At 44.0% G+C, this 25,213-nt stretch carries 25 protein-coding genes and 6 pseudogenes; 17 read left to right on the top strand and 14 right to left on the bottom strand.

The features are described from left to right. Positions 1 to 147: 147 nt before the first annotated feature. Together D0A37_RS21930 and D0A37_RS29555 are read right to left on the bottom strand one after the other, a co-directional pair. Positions 148 to 1,147, bottom strand: a protein-coding gene (locus D0A37_RS21930; protein ID WP_242717522.1) for an IS630 family transposase whose coding sequence is annotated in 2 segments (ribosomal slippage) — positions 148 to 1,098 and positions 1,100 to 1,147 — 999 coding nt in all. Because the reading frame shifts where the segments join, the coding sequence is not laid out codon by codon here. Between the two features lie 75 nt (positions 1,148 to 1,222). Beyond that, the gene (locus D0A37_RS29555) at positions 1,223 to 1,900 is read right to left on the bottom strand and encodes a calcium-binding protein (protein WP_445242430.1); all 678 of its coding nucleotides are present in this window, start codon (positions 1,898 to 1,900) and stop codon (positions 1,223 to 1,225) included. Between the two features lie 82 nt (positions 1,901 to 1,982). On the opposite strand from D0A37_RS29555, the gene D0A37_RS29560 reads away from it, so the two are divergent. Further along, complete coding sequence (locus tag D0A37_RS29560) at positions 1,983 to 2,864, top strand: hypothetical protein (RefSeq protein ID WP_445242431.1); 882 nt, start codon at positions 1,983 to 1,985, stop codon at positions 2,862 to 2,864. An 86-nt stretch (positions 2,865 to 2,950) separates the two neighbouring features. Beyond that, positions 2,951 to 3,377: pseudogene (locus D0A37_RS21940) on the top strand (IS1 family transposase); the annotation flags it as partial. 37 nt (positions 3,378 to 3,414) lie between these two features. Here D0A37_RS21940 and D0A37_RS21945 read toward each other — a convergent pair. Further along, positions 3,415 to 4,485: an IS630 family transposase gene (locus tag D0A37_RS21945; protein ID WP_242717524.1), complete on the bottom strand. Its 1,071-nt coding sequence runs from the start codon at positions 4,483 to 4,485 to the stop codon at positions 3,415 to 3,417. 98 nt (positions 4,486 to 4,583) lie between these two features. On the opposite strand from D0A37_RS21945, the pseudogene D0A37_RS21950 reads away from it, so the two are divergent. Continuing rightward, positions 4,584 to 4,863: pseudogene (locus D0A37_RS21950) on the top strand (IS1 family transposase); the annotation flags it as partial. On the opposite strand, the gene D0A37_RS21955 reads toward D0A37_RS21950, so the two are convergent. Together D0A37_RS21955 and D0A37_RS29565 are read right to left on the bottom strand one after the other, a co-directional pair. Beyond that, entirely contained in the window at positions 4,842 to 5,117 is a 276-nt protein-coding gene (locus D0A37_RS21955; protein ID WP_242717526.1) for an Ig-like domain-containing protein, read from the bottom strand. The pseudogene D0A37_RS21950 and the gene D0A37_RS21955 sit on opposite strands and share 22 nt — an antisense overlap. Positions 5,118 to 5,177: 60 nt before the next feature. Then, positions 5,178 to 5,297, bottom strand: a pseudogene (locus tag D0A37_RS29565) (Ig-like domain-containing protein); the annotation flags it as partial. On the opposite strand from D0A37_RS29565, the gene D0A37_RS21960 reads away from it, so the two are divergent. The 3 genes and pseudogenes from D0A37_RS21960 to tnpC all read left to right on the top strand — a co-directional run. Continuing rightward, a complete protein-coding gene (locus D0A37_RS21960) occupies positions 5,280 to 5,675 on the top strand; it encodes a helix-turn-helix domain-containing protein (protein ID WP_242717528.1) in 396 nt (131 codons plus the stop codon). The pseudogene D0A37_RS29565 and the gene D0A37_RS21960 sit on opposite strands and share 18 nt — an antisense overlap. Positions 5,676 to 5,810: 135 nt before the next feature. Then, positions 5,811 to 6,553: pseudogene (locus tag D0A37_RS21965) on the top strand (IS1 family transposase). Positions 6,554 to 6,570: 17 nt separating this feature from the next. Continuing rightward, positions 6,571 to 8,005, top strand: a pseudogene (gene tnpC / locus D0A37_RS21970) (IS66 family transposase); the annotation flags it as partial. Between the two features lie 186 nt (positions 8,006 to 8,191). Here tnpC and D0A37_RS21975 read toward each other — a convergent pair. Continuing rightward, positions 8,192 to 9,040 (bottom strand): annotated as a pseudogene (locus tag D0A37_RS21975) (IS630 family transposase). Positions 9,041 to 9,107: 67 nt separating this feature from the next. Between D0A37_RS21975 and D0A37_RS21980 the strand changes: the two are divergent. The 4 genes from D0A37_RS21980 to D0A37_RS21995 all read left to right on the top strand — a co-directional run bounded on the left by D0A37_RS21980 (position 9,108) and on the right by D0A37_RS21995 (position 13,333). After that, complete coding sequence (locus tag D0A37_RS21980) at positions 9,108 to 9,992, top strand: IS4 family transposase (protein ID WP_242717530.1); 885 nt, start codon at positions 9,108 to 9,110, stop codon at positions 9,990 to 9,992. Further along, on the top strand, positions 9,993 to 10,217 hold the full coding sequence (locus D0A37_RS21985) for a hypothetical protein (RefSeq protein ID WP_242717532.1): 225 nt from the start codon (positions 9,993 to 9,995) through the stop codon (positions 10,215 to 10,217). It abuts the gene before it with no gap. Positions 10,218 to 10,223: 6 nt separating this feature from the next. After that, on the top strand, positions 10,224 to 10,919 hold the full coding sequence (locus D0A37_RS21990; RefSeq protein ID WP_242717534.1) for an IS630 family transposase: 696 nt from the start codon (positions 10,224 to 10,226) through the stop codon (positions 10,917 to 10,919). Positions 10,920 to 12,064: 1,145 nt separating this feature from the next. Continuing rightward, positions 12,065 to 13,333, top strand: coding sequence for a cation:proton antiporter (locus D0A37_RS21995; RefSeq protein ID WP_445242432.1), 1,269 nt, complete (start codon positions 12,065 to 12,067; stop codon positions 13,331 to 13,333). A 108-nt stretch (positions 13,334 to 13,441) separates the two neighbouring features. On the opposite strand, the gene D0A37_RS22000 is transcribed toward D0A37_RS21995, so the two are convergent. The 7 genes from D0A37_RS22000 to D0A37_RS22030 form a co-directional block, all read right to left on the bottom strand. After that, positions 13,442 to 14,038, bottom strand: a complete 597-nt coding sequence (locus D0A37_RS22000) for a ferric reductase-like transmembrane domain-containing protein (RefSeq protein ID WP_242717536.1) — start codon at positions 14,036 to 14,038, stop codon at positions 13,442 to 13,444. A 107-nt stretch (positions 14,039 to 14,145) separates the two neighbouring features. Beyond that, positions 14,146 to 15,000 (bottom strand): AraC family transcriptional regulator, encoded by an 855-nt coding sequence (locus D0A37_RS22005; RefSeq protein WP_242717538.1) that lies wholly within the window; start codon positions 14,998 to 15,000, stop codon positions 14,146 to 14,148. A gap of 71 nt (positions 15,001 to 15,071) precedes the next feature. Beyond that, entirely contained in the window at positions 15,072 to 15,707 is a 636-nt protein-coding gene (locus D0A37_RS22010; RefSeq protein ID WP_242717540.1) for a class I SAM-dependent methyltransferase, read from the bottom strand. Positions 15,708 to 15,713: 6 nt separating this feature from the next. Next, a complete protein-coding gene (locus D0A37_RS22015) occupies positions 15,714 to 16,175 on the bottom strand; it encodes a cupin domain-containing protein (RefSeq protein WP_242717542.1) in 462 nt (153 codons plus the stop codon). A gap of 152 nt (positions 16,176 to 16,327) precedes the next feature. Further along, the gene (locus D0A37_RS22020; RefSeq protein ID WP_242717544.1) at positions 16,328 to 16,705 is read right to left on the bottom strand and encodes a HEPN domain-containing protein; all 378 of its coding nucleotides are present in this window, start codon (positions 16,703 to 16,705) and stop codon (positions 16,328 to 16,330) included. Positions 16,706 to 16,707: 2 nt separating this feature from the next. Then, positions 16,708 to 17,196 carry a hypothetical protein gene (locus tag D0A37_RS22025; protein WP_242717546.1) on the bottom strand — a complete coding sequence of 163 codons (489 nt, stop codon included), beginning with the start codon at positions 17,194 to 17,196 and terminating at the stop codon, positions 16,708 to 16,710. Between the two features lie 46 nt (positions 17,197 to 17,242). Next, positions 17,243 to 17,743 (bottom strand): hypothetical protein, encoded by a 501-nt coding sequence (locus D0A37_RS22030; protein WP_242717548.1) that lies wholly within the window; start codon positions 17,741 to 17,743, stop codon positions 17,243 to 17,245. Between the two features lie 127 nt (positions 17,744 to 17,870). Here D0A37_RS22030 and D0A37_RS22035 point away from each other — a divergent pair, with 127 nt between their 5' ends. The 3 genes from D0A37_RS22035 (at position 17,871) to D0A37_RS22045 (ending at position 22,080) form a co-directional block, all read left to right on the top strand. Next, positions 17,871 to 19,325 (top strand): folate/biopterin family MFS transporter, encoded by a 1,455-nt coding sequence (locus tag D0A37_RS22035; protein ID WP_242717550.1) that lies wholly within the window; start codon positions 17,871 to 17,873, stop codon positions 19,323 to 19,325. A 129-nt stretch (positions 19,326 to 19,454) separates the two neighbouring features. Beyond that, positions 19,455 to 20,969 (top strand): carotenoid oxygenase family protein, encoded by a 1,515-nt coding sequence (locus D0A37_RS22040; protein WP_242717552.1) that lies wholly within the window; start codon positions 19,455 to 19,457, stop codon positions 20,967 to 20,969. Between the two features lie 211 nt (positions 20,970 to 21,180). Then, entirely contained in the window at positions 21,181 to 22,080 is a 900-nt protein-coding gene (locus tag D0A37_RS22045) for a DUF8686 domain-containing protein (RefSeq protein WP_242717554.1), read from the top strand. Between the two features lie 123 nt (positions 22,081 to 22,203). Here the strand turns inward: D0A37_RS22045 and D0A37_RS22050 are convergent, their stop codons facing one another. Then, on the bottom strand, positions 22,204 to 23,058 hold the full coding sequence (locus D0A37_RS22050) for an SGNH/GDSL hydrolase family protein (protein WP_242717556.1): 855 nt from the start codon (positions 23,056 to 23,058) through the stop codon (positions 22,204 to 22,206). A gap of 361 nt (positions 23,059 to 23,419) precedes the next feature. Here D0A37_RS22050 and D0A37_RS22055 point away from each other — a divergent pair, with 361 nt between their 5' ends. The 4 genes from D0A37_RS22055 (at position 23,420) to rpsR (ending at position 24,928) form a co-directional block, all read left to right on the top strand. After that, positions 23,420 to 23,662 carry a DUF7219 family protein gene (locus tag D0A37_RS22055; protein ID WP_190658612.1) on the top strand — a complete coding sequence of 81 codons (243 nt, stop codon included), beginning with the start codon at positions 23,420 to 23,422 and terminating at the stop codon, positions 23,660 to 23,662. Positions 23,663 to 23,770: 108 nt separating this feature from the next. Beyond that, positions 23,771 to 24,304 (top strand): RDD family protein, encoded by a 534-nt coding sequence (locus D0A37_RS22060; RefSeq protein ID WP_242717558.1) that lies wholly within the window; start codon positions 23,771 to 23,773, stop codon positions 24,302 to 24,304. A gap of 38 nt (positions 24,305 to 24,342) precedes the next feature. Beyond that, a complete protein-coding gene (rpmG, locus tag D0A37_RS22065) occupies positions 24,343 to 24,531 on the top strand; it encodes a 50S ribosomal protein L33 (RefSeq protein WP_172186750.1) in 189 nt (62 codons plus the stop codon). Between the two features lie 181 nt (positions 24,532 to 24,712). Then, the gene (rpsR, locus tag D0A37_RS22070) at positions 24,713 to 24,928 is read left to right on the top strand and encodes a 30S ribosomal protein S18 (protein ID WP_006631377.1); all 216 of its coding nucleotides are present in this window, start codon (positions 24,713 to 24,715) and stop codon (positions 24,926 to 24,928) included. The last annotated feature ends 285 nt before the right edge of the window (positions 24,929 to 25,213 follow it).

The following is a 25,213-nucleotide window of genomic DNA, read 5'->3' on the forward strand; positions in this document are numbered from 1 at the left end:
TTGTTTTTGTTGGGAATTTACAGCTTTACTAAAACCTCTTGCCATTGATAGCACTCATAAACTACAACAAACTACATTGAATTTTAGTCGTATTTAACTGTAGCATATTTTGGGTTAAAGTTAAGGTGCGTTTACCCTGCTAAGTAGCTAGACAAAATTAATTACATAGTTTTCTCCAAATTCTTTCAGGATTTTTTCCACAGATGTTACAAAAGTTCCCCAACTCTTGTAAGCAGATATCTCAATCCATTCATACTTAATAAACCGCCATTTAATTTCAATTAAATTTAATTCATGAGAGTAAGAAGGCAACTCAAAAAGAGTAATATTACGTTGTTTCCACTCTTCAAGTTTGTCAACAATAGCATCACTGGTATGAATAGAAGCTTGATCTGTGACAATTACCGTTGGCTTATGTACTGCGGGTAAAAAAGCATCAATACAGGCACTAACTACATCTGAATTAATACCTTGAGATGAAATATAAGTTTCAAGATGGTTATTTCGATTCATGATTCCTAGTACATTCATTCGCTGACTACGACGACTAGGAATTGTTAAATATTCTCCGATATCTTGCCAGCCATAGGGGACACAGGGAATCATACAAAATCCCGTTTCATCCAAGTAATATAAATCAATCTTACCCTCATCATCCAATTGTTTTAATTCTTCTAATTGCGCCTTTTTATCTTGATATTCTTGGGCTGGAGGCTTTCCGGCAACTCCTTTACGCATACGATGCCAACTCATCTTCAGCATTTTTAGTATTCTTTGAATTGTTTTTATACTCGGACTTATCCCCCAGGCTTCTTGAACTTTTGGGCTAACCTTTTTTAATTGCCTTGGTTCTTGTTTGGCCCAGTCTTTGATTTGGGCTTTCTGCGAAGAGTTAAAGAGTGCCTTAGCACCTCTTCCTGGTTTATTATAAAGTCCTATCATTCCCTCTAATTCCCACCGATTGAACCCGTTGTAGAGTGTCTTATAACTTATTCTAAAAATATTCATTAACTCTCCTTTTTTTACTCCTTGCGAAGCTAATATGAGGCAATGTGCTCTCTGACGTACCTGATGATGTCGGCTTTGGCGATGAATTCGAGTCGAGCAATTTAGACGAAAGAGGATTTATTTCCCTGATAAACAGCATATGAAATTCTAATTAACTCATAATTTTGCCGGGAATATCATTCTACTATGTATTTGTGTAATTAATTCTGTCTAACTACTTAGCATCCGTCGCGATATTGTCAATATCTCCGAAAATCGTATCCTCGCCGTCGCCACCGCAGATGCTGTCATTTCCCAAATATGCAAACAGCAAATCATTGCCAGAATCGCCGCAAATTATATCGTTATTTTTGCCGCCATGTAAGGTATCATTGTCCTTGCCGCCGCTTAGAGTATCTTCGCTTTCTTGTCCGTACAAAACGTCGTTGCCGTTATTGCCAAAAAGCAAATCTTTTCCTGTCAAGTCACCGTCAGACGCATCAGAAGTGCCGCCAAATAAACTGTCATTACCTTCATCGCCAAGTAGGGTATCGTTGCCTTTGTCGCCCCAAACTACGTCATTATCTTTACCGGCGATCACCACATCATGATCTTTACCCGCATAAATAATGTCATTCCCAGCGTGGCCGACGAGATAGTCGTTATTTTCGTTGCCAAATATGGTGTCGCTGTCTGCATCCGCACCAACAGCAACTGGGCTAGCAAGGCCACCGTAAATATTGTCGTTGCCGAATAAGCCATTTAGCCAGTCGCTGCCATTAAAACCGTTGATGATGTCATTAATATCACTGCCGGTTAGAGTATCTTTACCGTCAGTACCGTTGAGGGTATTTTCAGGGATATTCGGGCCGGGAATGGAAGTGCGATCGGGTAAAGTGATTCGATCGTACATACCGTCTTCCGAAGCAGCAGGAATTAGCGCAGGTGTGGGGGTTTCGGTTGTTGGAGATGTGGTTGGGGCGATCGAATTCTGATTGGCGATCTGCGTTTCCCCAGGTTTAGCCGTCGGAATTGAAGTTTCCGCAGATATCGGAATTGGCGTCGGAATTGGTGTCGGAGTTTCCCCAGGCGTCGGAATTGGAGTTTCCGCAGGAATTGGCGTCGGAATTGGTGTCGGAATTGGAGTTTCCGCAGGCGTCGGAGTTTCCGCAGGAATTGGCGTCGGAATTGGTGTCGCAGTTTCCGCAGGCCTCGGAGTTTCCGCAGGCGTCGGAGTCGGAATTGGCGTCGCAGTTTCCGCAGGCGCCGGCGTCGGAGTTGGCGTCGGAGTTTCCGCAGGCGTCGGAGTTTCCGCAGGTGTCGGAGTTGGAGTTGGCGTCGGAGTTTCCGCAGGTGTCGGAGTCGGTGTCGGAGTTGGAGTTTCCGCAGGCGTCGGAGTTGGCGTCGGAGTTGCTGCAGGTGTCGGAGTCGGAATTGGCGCCGGAGTTGGAGTTTCCGCAGGCGTCGGCGTCGGTGTCGGAGTCGGTGTCAGAGTGGGAATTTCCGCAGGTGTCGGAGTCGGAGTTGGCGTCAGAGTTGGCGTCGGAATTGCCGCAGGTGTCGGTGTCGGAGTGGGAATTTCCGCAGGTGTCGGTGTCGGTGTCGGAGTGGGAATTTCCGCAGGTATCGGAGTCGGAGTTTCCGTAGGCGTCGGCGTCGGAGTTTCCGTAGGCGTCGGCGTCGGAGTTTCCGTAGGCGTCGGCGTCGGAGTTGGAATTTCCGTGGGAGTTGGAGTCGGAGTTTCCGTGGGAGTCGGAGTTGGAGTTTCCGTGGGAGTTGGAGTTGGAGTCGGAGTCGGAGTCGGAGTCGGAGGGTTATTGACAACAATGCTTGCCGTGACGATCGCAGAATCAGCTTTTCCGTCATTAGCTTTGTAGGTAAAAGAGTCGGCGTTGCTGAATTAGGGTATGATAAGGTTATAGTGCGAGCGCCAAAAAATAACACTTCAAAAAACGCAGAGCTTATGCAATGTCCTGAATGTCAATCAACTCATGTTAATAAAAATGGTCATAAAAAAGGTAAACAGAATTATATTTGTGTCGGTTGTGGCAGACAATTTATAGATTGCTATCAACCTCATAAAGGTTACTCGGAAGAAGTTAAACGTGAATGTCTCAAAATGTATGTCAATGGTATGGGTTTTCGAGCAATTGAGAGGATTAAAGGAGTACATCATACCAGCATTATAAATTGGGTCAAGCAAGTAGGAGAATTGCTCCCTGATGCTTACGAACCAGACACAATTCCCCGGGTGGGAGAACTTGATGAACTAGAAACGTTTGTTGGTCAAAAAAAATAAGCTTTGGCGAGCGACGGCAGTAAATCACTTTCAGCCAGGGATTTTAGGATGGGTATTGGGAGATCATAGTGCTATAACTTTTCGACAACTATAGCAATCCTAAATGATTTTCTATATCTAGAGCAATCCTAAATGATTTTCTGTGTGTAAGTATATTGACGTATTTTGGGGAAATCAAATTTATGTTCGTTAGTAAAAAACTCAAACAGAAACTTGACAATCTTAAAAGACCTACATAAATACCAATACTTTCTTAAAAAGTTTTTAGCTTGTAACCAAATATCTTCAACGGGGTTCTGTTGGGGAGCATTGGGAGCAAATAAAATACAAGTAATTGACCAATTAGCAGGTTCTTTGGCAGCATTGAGTTCTAATAAAAAGTCTCTAAATTCTCCATATTTATGATAACTAGCTCCATCCCAAATCAAGATAATCTTGCGATTTTTATATTTATCTTGTAAGTATTTTATGAATTTAACTGTTGATTTTCCATCACCAGATGGATGGCTCTGAACATGGAATTCTTTGCTTTGATAATTGAGTGCGCCAAAATAAGTTTGTCTATCTTTTTCATTGGTAATTGGGACTTCAATTCGGATTTGGGATTGACCCCAAACATAACCAGTCAGATCACCATGAAGTAGATGACATTCATCTAAAAACAATACTATTATTTCCCCAGACTCTATACCAGCCTTGTTTTTAAATAAAATATCGTTAATTTCTTCCGTCTTTTTTTTTACCAGTTCTTTATCAAATTTAGGATTAATTTTTTGAGTTTTTTTCCAACTAATTTTCGCCCGGTCAAAAAGTTCATAGTAACTCTGTTTTGATTTATATATCACACCAAATTCTTGTTCTAAATAAGTAACTAGCTCATCTAAATTCCAATATTCTTTATTTCTTAACCACTCGATTACTTCAGTATTTTGTAGAGCTGTTAAATACCCTTTTGACCCTTTATGTCCTAGTTTGATTCCGGCGATACCTTTGGTTTTAAATTGTTTTTTCCAATAACCAATAAAAAAATTACTTACACCTAAAATTTTGCTGATCTCATGGTAGATATTACCTGAGATCGCCATCCTTACAGCTATTGCTCGTTTTAGTTCTCTGGCATCTATATCGCTTTTAATGAAAGATTCTAAACAATCTATTTCTTTTTGCCTATCTTTTTGTTGCAGTTGTAAGTTATTCATTTTTTTATGGTCACGATCGAGTATTGCATATAATTGTATCACAATCATGATAATGATTTAGGATTGCTATATGGGAATTAGTTGGCAATTGGAAATGTTACTTTTATATCACAGATGGATGGCCAGTTTACCCCATGTTTATCCCAGATGGAGACCAAATTATCTGTAAAACTTACATGACCAGAGTAGAGGGCGAGAATACGCGACTACGACATTACGCAAGCCCGGCTTCATCGCAACACACTGTGCTATTCTAAGTCGGTAGAAATGCTTAAACATTCTATTCGGTTAGTAATTCATTATCTTAAGTTTTGGGATGTTCCGGTTCCCTATCCATCCTATGATTTCAATCGCCCTCAAACGAGGCAAATCGGGTAGCCCAAACATCCCTTGCCCGCACTTATCATACCTCTATTCAGCAACGCCAAAGAGTCTGTCCCTGCAAAACCAGCATTCGGAGTGTAACTGAAAGAACCGTTAGGGTTAAGGGCGATCGACCCTTGAGTCGGATTTGCCACCAAAATCGCAGTCAGCGGGTCATTTTCCCGGTCTGTATCGTTAATTAAGACTCCCAAACCCGTCATATTGAGGGGAGTATTAGAAGCAGTAGTATAGCTGTCAGAATTCGCCATAGGGGGGTTATTGTGGACGCTGACAGTCACGGTAGCCGATTCAGAGCTAACTATTCCGTCGCTGACTGTGTAGGTAAAGGTGTCTGTTCCAGAAAAGCCGACGTTATACCATTTTTTTAAAGATGTGATAGACTTGTGTAAAAAGTAAAGGAGAGAATTACAATGTCTGGTCGTCCTCATATAAAGATTACCGAATCTGTAGAAAGTTTGCGAGAAATACTCAAACAACAAAAAAGAATCCTAGCTTATAACAAAGTCCAAATGCTTTATTTGTTTCAGTCTAAACAAGTAGGAACTGTGCGGGAAGTATCGGCAGTTTTAGGTAAAAGTGAGGCGACAATTCATCGCTGGCTCTTTCAATATAAAAAGGGTGGTCTGGAAAATTTGTTAAAAAATCGCCAGGTTTTTGGTCGCCCAAAAAAGTTCTCAGTTGAAATAGCAGCTTCATTGCAACAAGAGTTGAGAGACCCCGAAGGATTTCAGAGTTATAAAGAAGTTCATCTTTGGCTCTGGTTGATTAAAGGAATAGCCAGTAGTTACCGGCTGTATATTCTTTAGTTAGAGGGCAATTAAAAAGGTAAGGATTCAGGTCAAAAAAGACTTAAGTGTCAAAAGCTGGTAAAATAAACGGTAGTGCTAAAGAGGAAAGGGTGAGAGAATAAAACTGTTGTAATGCTAACGTAGTTTGTCTTTATGTCTACTGCTTTACCTCTGTGTCCGAGTTGTCAGTCTGAATCTGTGATCAAAAACGGTCGAACTCGGCATCAGAAGCAAAATTATAAATGTCGAGATTGTGGACGGCAGTTTGTCGAAGATCCGCAGTGGCGGATGATTAGCAAGGAAACCAAAGCTATCGTTGATCGATTGCTCCTGGAGAAGGTGTCGCTAGCCGGGATTGCCCGTGCCTTGGGAATCTCACAACTGTGGGTGCAACACTACGTCAACGCCAAATACCAGCAGGTCAACAAGGAGGTGCAGGTGCGCCCAAAGCCGAAACGCCGTCTGACGGTGCAGATGGATGAACTGTGGTCGTTCGTCGGTGACAAAGGCAACAAGCAGTGGGTGTGGCTCGCTCTTGATGTTCAAACCCGTGAGATTGTCGGAGTTCACATCGGCGATCGTAGCGCAGAATCAGCACTCTTGGTTGTGGCAGTCACTGCCCCCGGTGTACCGCCTGCAGTGCGGTGATTTACAGCGATTTCTGGTCAGCCTATGCGGAGGTCTTACCCAGCAAACGGCATTGTGCAGTGGGCAAAGAAACAGGAAAAACTAGCTATATTGAACCCTTCAATTGCACTTTACGTCAGCGCGTGTCACGTCTAGTTCGTAAAACCTTGTCATTCTCAAAGAAGCTAGAGAACCACATTGGAGCAATCTGGTTATTCATTCACTACTACAATGCCTCGCTTCCTGTCTGCTCATCCTTTCCTGCTTAGGACTACCAAATAAACTAATGAAAAAGCCCGCAGCCACCAGACAGAAGGAAAAAACCGAAATAGAGCAGTTGAGCCAAGCTGAACTGGTAGAAATGGTGTTGGCGCTGCAAAAAATCATTGAAGAATTACAAGAAAAACTAGCTATTGCTACGGGAAAAGGTCGAACAACCAGTCAAACTTCATCAAAACCTCCATCAAGGGATCTGCTCCACAAACCAGAGAAACCAACAGTCAAACCAGAAGCAGACCAAAAAAAGAAACCAGGTGGACAACCAGGTCATCAGGGAAAAACCCGAAAAGGGTTTGGACGAGTAGACAGAACCGAAATTAGCTCACCCAACATCTGTCAAAATTGTGGTAGTCAAGAATTAAGTGAAGTAATTAACATCCACAGACAGCAAGTAGCAAGTCTAGTAGCAAAACCAATTGAAGTCGTCGAATATCAGACACAATCGTGTAAATGCCTAGAATGTGGTGCAGTAGTCAGAGGAGAACCACCCCTGGGAATAGTTCCAGGACAAGACTTGAGCGTTAATCTCCAAGCACTATTAGTTTGGCTGGGTAATTATGGGCATCTTTCCTACTCCAAGCTGACTGAGTTGTTGTGGGAACTCGGCAGGATTGAAGTGGGAGTAGGAACACTCCAAAAAACCAATCAACGAGTAGCAGCAGCAGTAGAGCCAGCGATAAATGCACTGTGGAAATGGGCACCTCTTCAATTAAATGTTCATGTAGATGAAACGCCGTGGTGTGTCATGGGGGTTAAAGAATGGTTATGGACAGCTAGGGGAGAAGGATTCTGTTTATTTCATGCCGCAGATACCAGGGGCCGTGTGGAACTAGAAACCATGCTGGGTAGAGAATTTGCTGGAGTCTTAAGCTCAGATGATTTCAGCGTTTATAATGGTGGGAAAGTCGCAGCCCAACAGAAGTGTCTGGCTCATTTACGACGGCATTTTAAGAGAGTGCTGGGACTTCCGGGTGACAATAATGCAGCAGTCGCTCAAATATTTCTTTCATTAATTGATGAAGCTTTTAGGGCCCATGAGTCCTGGCGAAAGACGAAGGAGCAACTCACCTACGACTCCTGGGCTCAGGATTTCAAAATACGATTGAATAAAGCCCTTGCCACTTGGTTGAACCAAGTTGGTTATGCTCTTCTGTTTGTTACTCAAATCCTTACGAGATAAAGCAAAACAGTGGTGGTATTTTCTGGATGACCCCTCGGTGCCTCCTGATAATAATTTAGCAGAACGTTCCCTACGCCTAGCTGTAACGAAACGGAAAGTTTCTGGCGGCTCTCGTTCGATGAAACGATTTGAGGAAACGGCGGATCTATTGAGTGTGATTCAAACATGTCGTTTTCAAGCTCGTTCAGTAATGGCTTTTTTCCGTGAGGCTATTTCTGCCCATTTTTGTGACTTGGCTATGCCTGATCTCATTCCCTTCTTTCAGACCTCTGGGGGGGTAACAACCAGCCTGAAACCCATACCTTTGTACGGATTGAGCCAATGTGTGCTAAAAAAAAATAGGCAGCATAATTGTTACACGCTTGCCTATCTAAAAAATAATGATACCAACATTCTACCTCATTCATTTAAAAAACCAACTATAGTCATTTCAAATAAAAAAGAGACACTATTGATCGCAGTAGGCACAGATGAGTTCATCTAAAGATGTGCCAGGAGGAGCATACATTCTGGCTCGCTTTAAGGCACTAAAATCGTGTTCAATATCGTTCAGGTAGGCGAGAATATTTTGGGAGAAAAAGAACTTGATGCTCCGTTTCCTCTACCAGTTCTCGAATGGCTGTTTTTCGATGAATCGGTGCATTATCCATGATTAAGATAGATGGCTGGGTCAGAGAGGGTAATAAATATAAAGATAACCACCCTTCAAAACCTTCTGCATTGAGGCTGCCCGTAAAAACCATTGGGGCAATTAAGTCCTTTTTTCCTTTCCTTCTTCCGGCTACTAGATTTTCTCTTTTCCCCCGTTTTCCTGACTTTTCACCCCAGATTTTTTTGCCTTTTTTTGACCAGCCTAATGCACAATCTTGAAACTCTTCAAATCCTGACTCATCAATAAAAACCAGACTTTGACTTCCCGATCCTTTAATTAATTCTCGGAGATATCTGTAGTATTTCATTCTTTCTTCTCGGTTTCTTTCCTGATAACGAAGTTGTTTTTTTTTCGAGTAATTTTCATTTCTTTAAGAGCATAAGATATGGCACTTGGTCTGACCCCAAACTTCTTGGCTCTGTCGATTAATCTGGCATCTGGGTTCTCTTTTACATCGTTTTCTAAGGCTTTCCAATCTAGCTTTCTCTTACGTCTTTTTACCTTGGTGGCTCTAAGGTCTGTCCGACCCAGCCACCGATATATCGTTGCCACAACTATCTGAAAAAGTCCGGTTGCTTGAGCGATACGACCGCCATTTTCTACATAATCCACTACTCTTTTTCTCAAATCAATACTGTAAGACATTTTCCTAGCGGGTTCACTATTTTTATTAATTTTACCTCATTTTTAAATAGTCTCATACTTATTTGAAATGACTATAAGTTCAGCTCAATTTAAACTGATTGGAATCTTGCTACCCTTGATACAATCAGAAAAACAAGTGAGATTAGAACGGCTCTCCCGGGTATTTCCCTATCCAATTACAACCGAAAGTCGGCGCAGAAAACTACAAATATTTCTGGATTTACCAAATTTAACTATCTCATTAATTTGGTTCCCATTAATTACTTATTGGTTGACCACTTATTGCCCCATTGGTACTCGTTTATCAAGATCAATCGACCGCAGTCAATGGGGGCGCATTAATCTCTTTATGGTTAGCCTGATCTGGGAGCGAAGAGCAATTCCATTATACTGGTCACTCTTGCCCAAATTGGGAAACAGTAGCTTCGAGTCACAGACTACCAATTTACAGCAAGTTTTACCATTATTTTCAGAATATAAAGTCATCGTTTTAGGAGACCGTGAATTTTGTTCTGTTGATTTGGGAAACTGGCTAAGGGAAAAGGGTGTATCTTTTTGTTTAAGACTGAAAAAGAATCATTGTATCGAAACGGAACATTTAGTTTGGCAACGGTTAGATGAATTAGGAATAGTACCAGGAACCTCTTTATATTGTCAGGGAAAAAGAGTGAGGAAAACTCGACCTGCGACCGGATTTGATATTGCTTGTAAGTGGAAAAGGAACTACGGGGGATGGAAGGTGGATGAAGCATGGTTTATTCTCACAGATTTAGGCTCATTACCAGCAGCCATCAATGCTTATAAGCAGCGGATGGGTATTGAAGAAATGTTCCGAGACTGTAAAACAGGAGGCTACGATCTTGAAGGAACTAGCTTAAAAGGAGACCGACTTATTAACATGATTTTGCTCATGACGCTCGCCTACAGTTCGGGAATATTTCAAGGCACTTAAATGAGAAAAAAACAGGTTCACGAATATGTATCTCGCCGCAAAGAACCTAAAAAAAAATATCGAAGACGGAGTACATTTGGTGTTGGTTTAGATGGAGAAAAGTGGGTCAATTATCTAGAACAATATTCTGACGAGGTAGAACAGTTAATGAAGTTAGCTCCAAATAAACGCCGCTTTTATCAACAAGGTATGCGGACTGCAACCCTTATACAGTCTATCTCGTAGACCTTTTTGTCACCCCCCCAGTCAGACCGGAATCCTTACTTAAAAAGTAAATTAAAAATTCCCCGACCTCGCAGTATTTCTCAGAAATCTACGGCAATTAATAAATTCAAAAATAACTTGCATCAACAGATAAAAGCTCTACTAGACCAAGCTTTACCTCAAGTAAACAAATATAAAAAAGTCATCTTTTGGTGCAGTGATGAAACGCGGCTAGGACTGCATACAATTCGTCGGCGTAAGCTGACGCTTTCAGGCGTAAAGCCCGTCGGGAAGCATCAATGGAAATTTGAGTGTTTTTGGCTGTATGGGGCAGTAGCGAGCGCTACTGGAAAAAGTTTTTTTTGGGAGTTTTCCCATTTAGACAAAGTTTGTTTTGGAGCATATTTACAACTTTTGTCAATACAATATCCTGAGCAATTACACATCATTCAAGTTGATAACGCACCAGCTCATAAGTTGGACTCATCTGAATTACCAGACAATGTTATTTTACTATTTCAGCCTCCGGCTTGTCCGGAAGTAAATCCGACAGAAAGAGTGTGGGAATATCTGAAATATTTTTTAGCTTGGTCGGTGTTTAGTAATCTTGACGAACTCCGCATAAAAGTCCAGGAAATTTTGGCATCTTTCACCGAGCGTGTCATTGGTTTTCTCACCGGATGGTCTTGGATCTTACATTCTCTATCTCTATCACATCTTTAAAAAAATGGTATAATGTCTATCTCGTCTTCTTGTCAAGGGGGTTGAGCAATTACAATCGACTCAACATTTAACACTCAACCATTCAGTTTTTCGACCCGCCCGTCAACAGTCAACAGTCAACAGTCAACAGTCAACAATAATTCCGGTGCAGTTAGAGAGTCGATGGCAGAGTGTCCCCTACCATCTCTCCTACAAAACCGTGCTTGCGACTTTCACCGCACACGGCTCCTGAGTGGTGTAATCCTGGTTATGGATACAGTAAGATCGCATCATGATCTGATTGCTACGGCTTGATAGTTTTCCTTTTACCCCTACATCCCACCATCAGATTTTTCTGTGGCCGACGGCTTTTAAAGGGCTACTTGGTCTCTATCTTTTACACCACCCGGTGCTGTCAGCATATCTCTGTCATTACAACAAAGCATTGGCTTCTGCGACCATCCCTCACACTCACAGCTTACGGCTAGCAACCTACTTATTTTTAAGGGCTGTGAGAGCTTTACTTCGTTCCGATTACACATTGGTTGAACATGACAGCGTAATGCTTTCCACGCCCGTTTTTGGGCAGTGCTAATAAGTCAATCCGATAATTGCTTATGCCCTATCCTTGCCTTTTGGCGGGCGTCAGTCAGCCGTTTGACCATCTATCATAACGGTGGTTCAGACACATTTTTGCTTTCGCTACGCATAAGTTCTTGCTCGACAGCTACCCCATTCGGCTAGGAGTCTTCTGCCTTTTATCCCCGCTTTATCCTGTTAGTTGCTATCCAACAAAATAGGGGATATGCTTTTACCGCTGCACCTGCGGACTGGGACTTGACTTAATGCCTCACCCAGAAATGTAATCAGTTATCACTAACTCCTCGGAGTCAGGCTAACCGTCCCTGGATAGGAGAACCTATCCATTTAGGCTAAACGAATCGCACACCGGAATTGATATCATGAGTCATTAGTTATTAGTCAGATGAATGAAATAAACAATTCCGGGCGATTGTCAGTCACGGAGTTTAGGGGCCCCAAAGACCAAGCCCGCCGCCGCAGCCTAAAAGCATAAAGAATTTGGTATAACAACTGCAACTTTCGGAGGATAGGTGAATCTAGCGGGCGGTGGATGCGCCCGAAGCTTTTACCTGTCAAAATCGCACTTGGTAAACCTGATTAAAAGTGCGATCGCTATAGTGGATATTTACATTCTCGACTTGCTAGCTATTGGCATCCTCCTGCTGACCGTCACGTTGGGTTCCGGATGGATTTCGCGATTCCCTGTATCTTATGCCTTAATTTATCTAGTTGTCGGTATCGGATTGGGACCCTACGGCTCCAAGCTGATTAACTTGCGTCCCGAAGCTCAATTTGTAGAAAGACTTACAGAATTTGTAGTTATTGTTTCTCTGTATAGTTGTGGCTTAAAAATGAACCGCCCGCTGAAATTTTGGGCTTGGAATTCCACAGCCCGGTTAATCGGTTTTTTAATGCCAATTTCTATTTTTGCGGTGGCCGCTGTGGCTCATTGGTGTGTGAAATTAGATTGGGGCCCAGCGATTTTACTCGGAGCAATTCTCGCTCCCACCGATCCAGTTTTAGCCTCAGAAGTTCAGTTAGCTAATCTAGACGATCGCGATGAATTGCGCTTTGGTTTAACATCAGAAGGCGGTTTGAACGATGCTTTAGCTTTTCCCTTTGTTTATTTCGGCATTTATGCGCTAAAAGATAACAACTGGCAGAACTGGTTTGCGAAGTGGGTGGCAGTTGACTTGATTTGGGCGATCGCAGCAGGTCTCGTTATGGGTATTTTAGTAGCTAAAGCCGTCACCTGGATCGATCGCCGACTCCAACGCTATCAACCGGCCGATCAATTAATGGAAGATTTCATTGCTCTGAGCACAATTCTGATCACATATTCCCTCACAGAATTAGTCAACGGCTACGGATTTCTCGCAGTTTTTGTAGCAGGAATTGTCGTGCAGCGGACTTATAGCAACTCAGAAAAACCGCTTTCCCAACTGCACTTTACCGAGCGCATAGAAAAGTTAATGGAAGTAGCAACTATTTTACTATTAGGTTCGCTTTTGCGCTTAGAACCTATCTTGGCATATGGAGGCTACTCCCTCTTAGTAGCTGGATTGTTAATTTTTATAATCCGGCCTGTGGGAGCTTGGATTAGTACGATCGGCAGTCCTTTGCATCGCGCCAGCCGCTTGCTCTGCGGTTGGTTCGGGATTCGTGGTGTCGGTTCTATCTATTATCTTACCTATGCTTTCGGTCAGGGTTTGAAAGGCGAAACAGCCGAAAAAATCGCCTGGATTACCTTTACAACCATCGTAATTTCTGTGATTTTGCACGGCATTACTTCCACTCCATTAATGAACTGGTACGAGCGCCGAATCAAACCTAAAGTACCAGATTTAATTTAATTAAAACTTACGCATCGGGGTCAAAAAACCGGGTTTTTTACGAACATACTTCGTTATAGCCCCCAGATTAGGCAAAAAATCCGGTTTTTTGGTGGGAGTGGGTAAGTCCTAACTAACTAATTTTCTGTGTAGTCTAGGAGGAAGTAGGCGAATCATAATTGCTACAACTAGCAACATTGTCAAAGGTAAATATACGAGCATTGAGTTAAAAATCTTGGTACTGAATTCAAAGGTAAAAGCCAGCCAGAAATAGTGCATTCCAGCATGGTGCAAAATTTTCCAGGCTCGTTGACCTATCCATGCTGCCGATCGCTCAAAAGATGTTACAGTCATCGCGAACAGGAAGACATAGCCTAAGACTCCCAGAGGGTCAATATTAGGCAATGCTCCAGAGGTTGCAAACCACAAACCGCTCCACGCGATCGCGTGATACGTATGCGACACTGCCATCGAGACCCCCAAATAGCGACGATTTTTTAAGAGCCACTGTGTAAATGTAGTTGGCCAAAGCCTGCGAAGTGCAGAAGCAACAAAAGCAGTGAGAAATAAAATACACGAAGTACGAGCAGTTGCTCGAATAGCCATCCGCATCCCTTGTTCATCAACACCGTGAATCAGCCAGATAACAGCAAGCATAACGCCAACTATCAACGCAGACAAACCAACGATGCTCCATCCTTCAAAAGCAAATTTAGTACCTTTCATCCCTGGTTACTCCTTAAAAAAAAGTGTGGGTAGGTACTAAATTTAGCGATCGCACCTTGTCGCTGTCTTGCCCAATCTTCCCAAAAATGTCCTAATCTTCCCAACCTTCAAAGCCCATCTCTATATGCCTTTGGCGTAGTGTTGGCGTATTGGCGAAAGACTCTGGTGAAATGACTCTGACTTTGAAAGCCGACTTGGTGACAGATTTCTACAAGTGTCAACTCCCGGCGCCGGAGTAACTGCTTTGCTCTCTGTATTCGGCATTTCATTACATATTGATGAGGTGTCATTTGTGTAGATTGCTTGAATAAGCTAGCAAAATAATGCGGACTTATCTGGACGGTACTACTCAGTTTTTCCAAACTTAAATTCTGGTCTAAATGTTCGTCAATATAATTGAATACTTGCCTGAGCTGATACTTGCATAATCCGCCCGTATAGTTTTTAATCTCCTTTTGAAAGGAACAGTAGCGCCTCAGCAAATGCACAGAAAGCGCTGTTGCCATTGACTCTGCATAGAGGCGGCTGTCTGCACCTCCGGCTGCTAGTTCTTCCTTCAAGGCTAGCCCCATATGCTGAATTAATGGGTCGCGTAGCTGCAATTGTGGCACTAACTCAATGCGATCGGCATCCACAGATTCAAAAGCAGCGCGCGCAAGCATTGCAGGTTGGAGAAATAACTCAATTAATGGAACTTCCCGATCGACTAATGTTCTAGGAAAAGTTTGAGTAGCAGGAATAATAGCAATATCACCGTGGGCATAATCTACGTGCTGCCAACTTCCATTAAACATAAAACTAGCCCGAAAATCATTCTGAGCGATGATGATAAAGTGCTGACCTAAATCAGCTTCCGGCATTTCGTCAGCAGGTTCTAGTTCGTAGATGAGATTCAAACCATCCCATCCGGCTTCAAAGCTAGAAAGGAGGTGCAAGTGTGGTGCAGGTTCGTTATTAGACACGGCTAGTATCGAATTTGATTGACTATTTCCAATTTTAAAAGGACACGGCAGTTCCGTGTCCTTTTCCGCAGCTAAACTGGTTTCACCCCAACTAATAAAGCGAGTTCCCGCCACTTCCAATAACAGTCTGCATCGATAAAACCAATTTCTCTAAACCAGCGCAGTTGCGTTTCGACATCAAGCAATTTATTAGAGGGATCGTCGGGTCGATCGCCCATACCGACCGCCTCTAGAAACTTCTGATGCAAAGCCTCTGTTGCGGACGCTACGTGCTCGAAATTGCAAAAAATGCCTCCGGGTTCCAAAAGCTGGAAAATTTCGGTGTAAAGGGAACGTTTGCGATCGTCTATTACGTGATGAATCGCAAAACTAGAAACAACCGCATCAAACTTGCCCAAATCCGGTAGCGATTCATCAAAATTGTGCTCGATAATCGTGACATTCTGGTCATCAGCAAAGCGAATTCTGGCTTTTTCCAGCATTGTCGGCGAAAAGTCGATCGCCACACATTCCACATTTGGTCGATCGCACTTTAGCAAGCCCAACAAACGCCCGTCTCCCGTACCCACATCTAGAATTCGCTTGACAGTTTTCGGCACTTCCCCCAAAAGTACCGCTTCACCTTCAGTGCGCTGAGGAACGCTATCAGCCTTAGCAAGATACGACAAAGCGTGTTCGGCTGAAGTCCAAAGATTGACTTGACTCATAATTTTTTAATCCTCATAAATTTCGCCGTTTTTGTGCGTAAAAATCCAACCATTGTCGCTAGCCTTCGCGATTAAGTCATCATCTGGGTAATTAGCTGAATCACCAGAAGTGCGATCGCCAATTTCGAGATAAACAACATCTGCACTTGATCGGTTGACTAAATGATGCCCATCTGAATCACCCGCCGGAAAACCCACCGCCATACCCGGTTTCAGCACTTGCTCTCCAGAATCGGTAATCAGAGTAACTTCCCCTTCCAGAACATAGATTAACTCATCTTGACGAGTGTGCCAATGTCGAAGAGCAGAACAACTTCCCGGCGCAAGTCTCACCAAATTTACCCCAAAATTCTGCAACCCGGCAGCATCGCCCAAGCGTTTTTTAACTCTTCCCGCAACAGCCGATTGAAATTGTTGGGGATAATTCGAGCCTGTACTTTCCGGGACATTTTCAGGATTGAGGATCATATAGTCGCCTTAAATAAAATAGGAACATCTTCCCCACATTACCTATCAATTTTAGATGGTAAACGAACTAGGCTAATCCCAATTTGCCACCCGCTGAAATTAATAAAATAATTGTCGAAACAGTGGCTCGCTCAGGCTTAAAAGTTGACTTTTTATAGGTTGATTAACTGAGAGATCACCCGCTGCGATCGCTTGACTGCTATTTTGCTAATTTTGAAGAGTTCGGGTACACTATTGTTATAATCTGCTTCGTTTCGATCCCTTCTCAACTTTTCCAAGTTCCTCCCTATATTTTGACGCTCGGCCTCAGAACTCTGTTTGAACTGCTGCACCACATACTTGTGAGCATCTGCCGTTTTCGGAATAGAATGTCCTTCTGTTTCCTGCAAGTAATTTCTAGCACTGATAAAAGCTGCATAATATGCCCGACTGATAGCCGAACGCATTTTGGCTTCTTGATTTGCAGGAGGAGTAGGTTGACCGAGAAATTCTTTTGCTAGATTCAGGTACTGCGACCAGTCAAAAGTCATTATTAGCGCACGCCACAACTAAAAACTCTCCGCACCTCATACGGCAGAGGTAAATACCAATCCTCTGACAATTTTTCTTCTTTGTCAATTGCCTCGTCTATGATTTCATCGGCGTCACCATCAATAATAATATCCAGAAATAGCTGCGCGGAGTTAATAAATTCAGAGTCGGCCTCAACTTCAAGGCACAACTTTTTACCGGGGAAGTAATTGAAAATTTGGTCTGGTGCTTCCAGCAATACGGGCATCAAAAAATGATGTTTTTCCAGAAACTGTAATATTTCTGTTTTTCCCCGGAAGCTGTACAATTTTTCCAGAGATTCAATATCGGCATCAGCAACAGGCTTTAGCTCAGTTAAGCTTTCATGCAGCAGTATCTCAGCTAGGCTGTGGGCATCAAGTTGACGACGTTTCGCTTCTGCTAAAAGCCTTTCGCTGTCTTCAGGAGACAGTTGGATTGTCAGGGTTTGAGAATTGCTCGCGGTTTGCATATAAATTGTATAATCTAAGGTTTGTTTTTGCTGTTTCCCTTGTGCCTTATTCTAACGGTTTTAAAGTCGTGGGGTTTTCCCGAATCGGTTTAATAAAACGGCTGTTAGCCCGCACAAAACAATTGCCTTTTTGCGTGGAAACAGGCAGCCAACCCTTGCCTTGATTGTCAGAAATCATAATTTGATTAGCATTATTTCCCGTCACCGCTTCCAAGCGCTGTCCCCGCCGAAAAACAGTCACCACAGGCCACTGCGAAACATTATGTTTATTTTTTTCAAACAACTCAGCAGGCGCATCCAAACCGTCTACAGAAATTGAGCGAAATCTCTGAGCCATCCGGCAATTCAACCCTTTAGGATCAGAGTCAACAACCAACCAATTTACCTGCCTGTTGCCCCGCTGTCTCGCAGGTGGCACCGGATAATCACCTTGCTTATTAGCAACAGGTATTGCTGAGGCTAAATTAACCTGCATTCCTAAAATCCAAGCCGCTGCGAGAAAGACAATTCTAATTTCTGCTTTCATTGCTACCCAAAATCCTTTCATTCGAGCTCATCATAATTTTATAGTACGTGCCACCTCTCCTTCACTTTCGCATCCCACCTCCGACAGTTCCCGCAACCCATTAAGAATGTGTTATAAATATTGAGATTCATTAAGAAATATTGCTCAAATGCTCGTTTCCCCCTCCGGCGTCAGCAAACTCAAAGAATCTTTAAAAGAAAAAGTATTCTTTGGGAATGAGCCAACCCCCGAACTCATAGCCATCTTACTGATTTACTTCGTCCAAGGTATTCTTGGACTCGCCCGCTTAGCCGTCAGCTTCTTCCTCAAAGACGAACTCGGCATGAGTCCGGCAGAAGTCTCCGCCATGCTGGGCGTCGTAGCCCTGCCTTGGATTATCAAACCCGTGTTCGGCTTCATGTCGGACGGCTTGCCGATATTCGGCTACCGCAGACGCCCTTACATCGTCCTCTCCGGGTTTCTGGGAACGTCAGCATGGGTGAGCCTCGCAACAATTGTACACACACCGCTTGCAGCTACAGGCGCGATCGCCCTGAGTTCCCTCTCCCTCGCCGTCAGCGACGTAATCGCCGACTCCCTGGTAGTCGAAAGGGCCAGAAAAGAATCCGTTACCGACGCCGGTTCCCTGCAATCCTTGTCTTGGGGCGCTGCAGCCCTCGGCGGACTAATTACCGCCTACCTCAGCGGTTCCCTGCTGCAACACTTCAGCACTCATACTATCTTTTTAATCACCGCATCTTTCCCGCTAATTGTATCAGCAACAGCTTGGTTAATTGCCGAAGAAAAAACCCACAAAACCACCGACTTTGAAACGGTCAAAGACCAATTCAAACAACTGCGCCAAGCTATTACCCAAAAAACAATTTGGCTGCCCACCGCCTTTCTCTTCCTCTGGCAAGCCACCCCAAGCTCAGACTCCGCCTTCTTCTTTTTCACCACCAACGAATTAGGCTTTCAACCAGAATTTCTCGGCCGAGTCCGCCTCGTTACCAGCATGGCCGCCCTCGCGGGCGTCTGGCTGTTTCAACGCTTCCTCAAAACAGTTCCATTTCGAGTAATTTTTGGCTGGTCAACCGTCCTTGCGACTGCTTTGGGCATGACTACTTTATTATTAGTAACTCATGCCAACCGAGCATTAGGAATTGACGATCAATGGTTCAGCATCGGAGACAGCCTGATCCTGACAGTAATCGGACAAATTGCTTATATGCCGGTGCTGGTACTCTCCGCCCGGTTGTGTCCCCGCGGCGTAGAAGCTACTTTATTTGCGCTGCTGATGTCAATCACAAATTTAGCAGGACTTTTGTCCCACGAAGGCGGTGCACTTTTAACCCACTTGTTAGGAATTACCGATCGCAATTTCGATAACCTCTGGCTGCTAATTGTCATCACAAACCTCTCCACACTTCTGCCGCTACCGTTCTTAAATTGGCTGCCCGCCGATAGTACAGAAAGCGGCGATCAAAACAATCAAAAGTCTCTTCCCGTATTAGAACCAGAAATCGGCAGTTCCAAACCAGGTGGACAGCATTTCATGCCTGAATACTTTCCTGACTTAGTACCAACAGTAAGGTCACAAAGCCGCACCGCAGACAGCAAATAAAGGCAGGCACACAAGGATTTTGACACGGATACACAGATAAATTTAACTGTGTTTCCCCATTCTCCGAATTTCCTTCTCTCTGCGCCCTCTGTGCTCTCTGCGGTTAAAAAATTCGCTCCCCTAACACCAATGCAAAACTTACAACTTTCCGCATCTCAAACAGCCGCCCAAAACGTATCATACGATCGCACAGACTGGCAGCGCGGCTACGAATCCCAACCCAACGAATCCGACTACTGGATTGACGACATAGAAGGCGAAATCCCCGCCGACTTGCAAGGCACATTCTTTCGCAACGGGCCCGGATTATTGGATGTCAACGGCCAGCGCATCCACCATCCATTTGACGGTGACGGGATGATTTGTGCGATCGCAATATCCGAAGGCCGCGCCCATTTCCGCAACCGATTCATACACACAGAAGGCTATCTCGCCGAACAAAAAGCCGGAAAAATTCTCCACCGAGGCGTTTTCGGCACACAGAAGCCGGGCGGTTGGCTAGCCAACATCTTTGATGTCAAAATCAAAAACATTGCCAACACCAACATCATTTATTGGGGCGACAAACTGCTAGCGCTTTGGGAAGCAGCACAACCCTACAGACTCGACCCCCGCAGCCTAGAAACACTCGGCTTAGACACCCTAGACGGCATTTTACAACCCGGTGAAGCCTTCGCCGCCCACCCGAGAATTGAAAAAGGGAAAAATGGCAAAGGAGACAGATTAGTAAACTTTTCGGTCAAGCCCGGTTTGTCGAGTACCATCACGATTTACGAACTCGACGAAAGCGGCAAACTTTTGCAGCGTCACGCCCATGCAATACCGGGTTTTGCCTTCCTGCACGACATGGTAATTACCCCGAATTACTGCATATTCTTCCAAAATCCCGTCAGCTTCAATCCGCTGCTTTTCGTGTTAGGATTTCGCAGTGCATCCCAGTGCATTCAATTTTCGCCAAACAAGCCAACGCAAGCAATTTTAATTCCCCGCAACGGCACTGACGAGGTGAAGATATTAGAAACCGAACCTTGTTTTGTCTTCCACCACTGCAACGCCTGGGAAGAAGGAGACGAAGTTTTTGTTGACTCAGTTTGTTACGACTCATTTCCCACTGTAGAGGCGGACGGCGATTTTAGGGAAATTGATTTTGAGAGCGTTCCGGCGGGCGAATTGTGGCGCTTTAAGTTAAATTTGCAAGACAAAACCGTGCAGCATCAAGTTGTTGAAACTCGGTGCTGCGAGTTTCCAACTTTGCATCCCAATAATGTCGGACAACCTTACCGATATCTTTACATCGGTGCTGCTGATGCTCCCACGGGAAATGCTCCTTTGCAAGCTATCCTCAAAATTGATTTCGTGACTGGTGAAAGGCACATTTGGAGTGCGGCACCGCGCGGTTTTGCGGGGGAACCGGTGTTTGTTCCCCGTGGTTCAGGCGTCTCGCCTGAAGCTGCAACGGCTGAGGATGACGGCTGGCTGCTGCTTTTAATGTATGATGCAGCTAATCATCGATCGACCTTAGTGATTTTAGATGCTCGCGACATCACCAAAGGCCCGGTAGCGCGCTTGCATTTAAAACAGCACATTCCCTACGGTTTGCACGGAAGTTTCACACCAAATGTATTGCTTCCTATCGGTTCGTAGTTCGGCTACTATGGGCGGGCAGGATGCCCACCCCACAAAAAGGAAAATTCATCTCTTGTGGAACAGGCATCTTGCCTGTTCCTAAACAAGTAATTGAGAATGGTGCAATATCTCACTTTTAACCGACTTTAGCTAGGAGCCAGGGGTTTAAACCCCTGGCGGAGTGCGGCGACTGCTAACAACTATTCAATATGTAAAATATCCATAATAAATGCCAACTGTCAACACATTTAATCTCAAAAAAATACTTATTTTAATTTGCAGTCTGGTCGTAATTTTGGCAATTATCTTATCTATTTACTCTTACAATGCTAACGCCCAAGAGCCTTACAATCCCTCTCCCGAAAGCGCTGTAGCGTCCAAAGGCTTGGTTGAGGTCAAAATGACCGTAATTGCCGTTGATCCCATTAAAAATGAATTAGAAGCCCGCTTGCAGTTTGAACTCACAGGTATCTATAAAAAAGGGCCAACTTACCCCGCTCAAGACTTGTTAATGACAGTTAACGGCGCAAATGTACAGGATTCGGAAATTACCTTTAAAGAAGGCAAACCGATGATTGTCCCTGCATTGAAGTTTAACTTAGTCAAAGGAAAAATTAACAATTACCCGTTTGACCGGCACCTTGCTAAAGTAGCTATTTCGATTGACCCGCTGCCTTCAATTGGTAAAAAGTTTGCTCCATTTGAACTGAATCCCGTGCCGCTGGAATTTAAGTTTCATGCCGATGTTCCAGGTTTCGACATCAGTTATAAGCCGATGGAAGAGAATTCCTCTATCTTTATTTATATCGATGTGTCTGCAACTCGCTCCATCCCGGTGAAATTCTTTGCCTTAGTGATTATTGTCATCATGTGGGTGCTGTCAATTATGGCGCTTTTGCTAGCCTTAAAAGTGATGAAATCGGGGAAGTTGCCGGAAGTGGGAATGCTGAGTTGGACTGGTGTGATGCTGTTTGCTTTTCCCGCGATTCGCAATGCTCAACCGGGGGTGCCTCCGGTGGGAACTGCCAGCGATTTCCTTTCGTTTTTTTGGACGGAAATTATTGTTGTGGTAGCGTTGGTGATTATCGGTAGTTGTTGGTTGAAGCGGTATCATCCGCCAACGGAATGATTTTAGATTTTAGATTTGAAGAATTTAGCCCAGAGATAAATCAGGGGGCTTTTACCCTGGATACTTTCAATTAACAGTCAACAGTCCACAGCTAACCGTCAACAGTGAACTAAATTCACCAATTCACTTTTTGATTTCCAAATTCTCAATGTCCTTTGCGGGTACTCCCAAACCTCGCAAAATAGTAAAAGCCATAATTCGATACCCCGACGGATTCGGGTGAACTCCATCTGCAGCCAACAAATTCAGAGTTTTACCTGCGTGCTTTTGATACGTGCCAATAACTTCCTGAAAAGGTGCATTCAAATCGATAAATAAGCACTGATTCTGCACCGCAATTTCTCGCATCTCGGCAATATACTCTTGCAACCGGAGATTTGCTGGGCCGTCGAGAATTTCGCTTATCGGAGTAGGAGAAAGCAGTACAACTCGAATTCCTGCGGCTTTTGCCGCCAGCACCATTTGAGTTATTTTCTCCCGATATTCTGCCAGTGGCACTCCGGTGGGCAAGTTGCCTTGCGGATAAAACTGAAGGTTTTGGAAGTCAAAGAAAGCGTGCCAAACGTCGTTGACTCCGACATTAATCATCACTAAATCTGGCTTTTGGTCGATCGCATCTTTCTGGAAGCGGGCTTGCATATCAGCCGCCTTGTTACCGGAGATTCCGGCGTTGACGATTTCGATTTTGCGATCGGGATAAAGGGCATTCAGATAGCGTTGCAGCAGCCAAACGTAACCTCCGGGGTATTTCCCGGCCTCGGTGATGCTGTCGCCCACTATCACAATTTTGCGCTTGCCTGCGAGCACGTTCTGGATTTCTGGTGGCGGCGTTGCTTCGGATACGGATTCTTTAAACACGGGAATTAAGGAGTGAGGAATGTTCAAGGCGATAACAGCAGCAATTACGGCGATGGCAAGTGTGATTAAAACTTGCCTCAGCCGGGATTTGGGACGTGGCGATCGCGCATTTGCAGACATTATGCAGTTTTTTACTAAAAATATAACTATTGATGTCTGCAATAATATTATCCATTTTTGGTTTTTTTGTCACTTATTTCAATAAGTCAGTCCTGAAGTAACAAAAACCTGGTTTGGACGCCAAATCGGAAGTTATAAGCCTTAAGCCATAAACCTAGTTGTTGACCCCGCCTGCGTAAATTGTACAGGTGAAATTACTGAGGTTTTTGTTGCCCTGATCTGTCCGTGTAATTGCCATCACAAAAAAGTTCGCCCAAGGTCACATGATTTCTGCTACTTACAACACAACTTTAGCAGGTGATCGCGGTTTATAATATTATTGATTAGTTCAGGAAACAAGTTTTCATGCGAGGTTAAAGCAATGGTAGCAAATTCAAATTTTTTATATCCTCAAAATCGCTATTACGGTGAAGTAAAGCCAGAGAATTTGGTATTTAATGCGAATTTACAAGAGTTTTCTCAGCGAGTGGGTTACATCAGTTCCTTGACATCTAACGGTAAAATCTCTGTGGAACAGGCATTTACTCAGATCCAAACACTGTGGGAACAGGTGGAAAAGTCGAAAAAACAGTTGGGAATTGGCGAAAATCCATTTTCAGCTTGAATAATTAGCGGTTGGCTTTGACGTTGATTTACGCCGATTGCTGAAGATCGATTAATCCACAGCTTAAGATGATGAAAAAGTAGCTAGTGGCGATCGACCTTTTTGCCTATGAGTTCCGATTTAGTACCCCTCCTTCCCAAAGTATCAGTCGGCCGCCGCGCAGCGGCCTTCTGCATCGACGGAATCGCAGTTTGGCTGCCCAGTTTGCTTCTGGGCACTAATGCGATCGTCCAAACCATATTTTTTGTTTTGCTGTGGCTGGTCATGCGCGTAGCCATCGTCAGGAAAAACCAAGGTCAAAGTCTCGGGCGCTGGGCTTTGGACATGAAAATTGCCGATACCAGATTCCTACGGACTCCCGGAGTGCAAGAACTGTGCAAGCGCGAGGCATTGCTGGGCATTTGCGCCGCCTTAGCCTTCGCAGGTATAGCTGGGCTCACATCTACCAACGCCGCCGTCTTGCTGCTGATGCTGCCCCTGGCGATCGACTGTAGCGTTGCCCTCAACTCCGGCGAAAGGTTTCCCCAAGCTTTCCACGATCGCATCGGCCGGACGATGGTCGTCGGAACCCGCCGTGGCTACTCCCTCGACATCAAAGTTAGAAGATTGCTTGACCAAGTGCAGAGCAATGTGAGAAGATAATAAATTGTGTTTAAATTAGTCGAAATTTATTTAGAATTATGGCTAAAGGCGTCCGCATCATAATTACTCTAGAGTGTACTGAGTGCCGTACAAACGTAAGCAAACGCTCGAAAGGCGTGTCTCGGTACACCACCACCAAGAACCGTCGCAACACGACGGCGCGGCTGGAACTCAAAAAGTTCTGCCCTCATTGCAACAGGCACACTGCCCACAAAGAGATCAAGTAGTGATTAGTCATTAGTCCTTAGTCATCAGTCATCAGTTGTTGGCAACTGAATATTGACCCACAAAAAGCAGATAACTAACAAATGCTTTACTGACAGCTAGCAACTAACGGCTAATAACTAAAAACTAAGTCAACAGTAAACAGTCAACAGTCAACAGTCAACAGTCAACAAACAACAAACCATGACTTACTTTCGCCGGCGCGTTTCGCCCATCAAACCAGGAGACCCGATCGACTACAAAGATGTCGATTTGCTCAAAAAATACGTCACAGAACGCGGTAAAATTTTGCCCCGCCGGATTACCGGTTTGACTGCCAAACAGCAGCGAGACCTGACCAGAAGCATCAAAAGAGCAAGAATTGTAGCTTTGATGCCCTTCGTAAACCAAGAAGGTTAACAGGATTTGGGATTTTGGGTTTTAGATTTTGGACTGGGACTAAGACTTGCGCGAAAACAAGGTCTTTCTGCCATTAAGAGTGCAGCAAGAATGCAGCGAAATAATCGTGAAATAGGGTTAAGAGTCGCCGCAGCGCAAGTCTTAATCAAAAGTCAAAAGTTAAAAAATAAGGAAGGAAAAGAACAACTTTTTAGATTTTAACTTTCACAATTGACCAGAAAAAATGCCAAGATCCAAAATCTAAAATCGCAAGCTCGAAACTCGATAAGTGGCTATTGTAAAAAT

The organism is Microcoleus vaginatus HSN003, from assembly GCF_022701255.1.
Classification (GTDB): Bacteria; Cyanobacteriota; Cyanobacteriia; order Cyanobacteriales; family Microcoleaceae; genus Microcoleus; species Microcoleus vaginatus_B.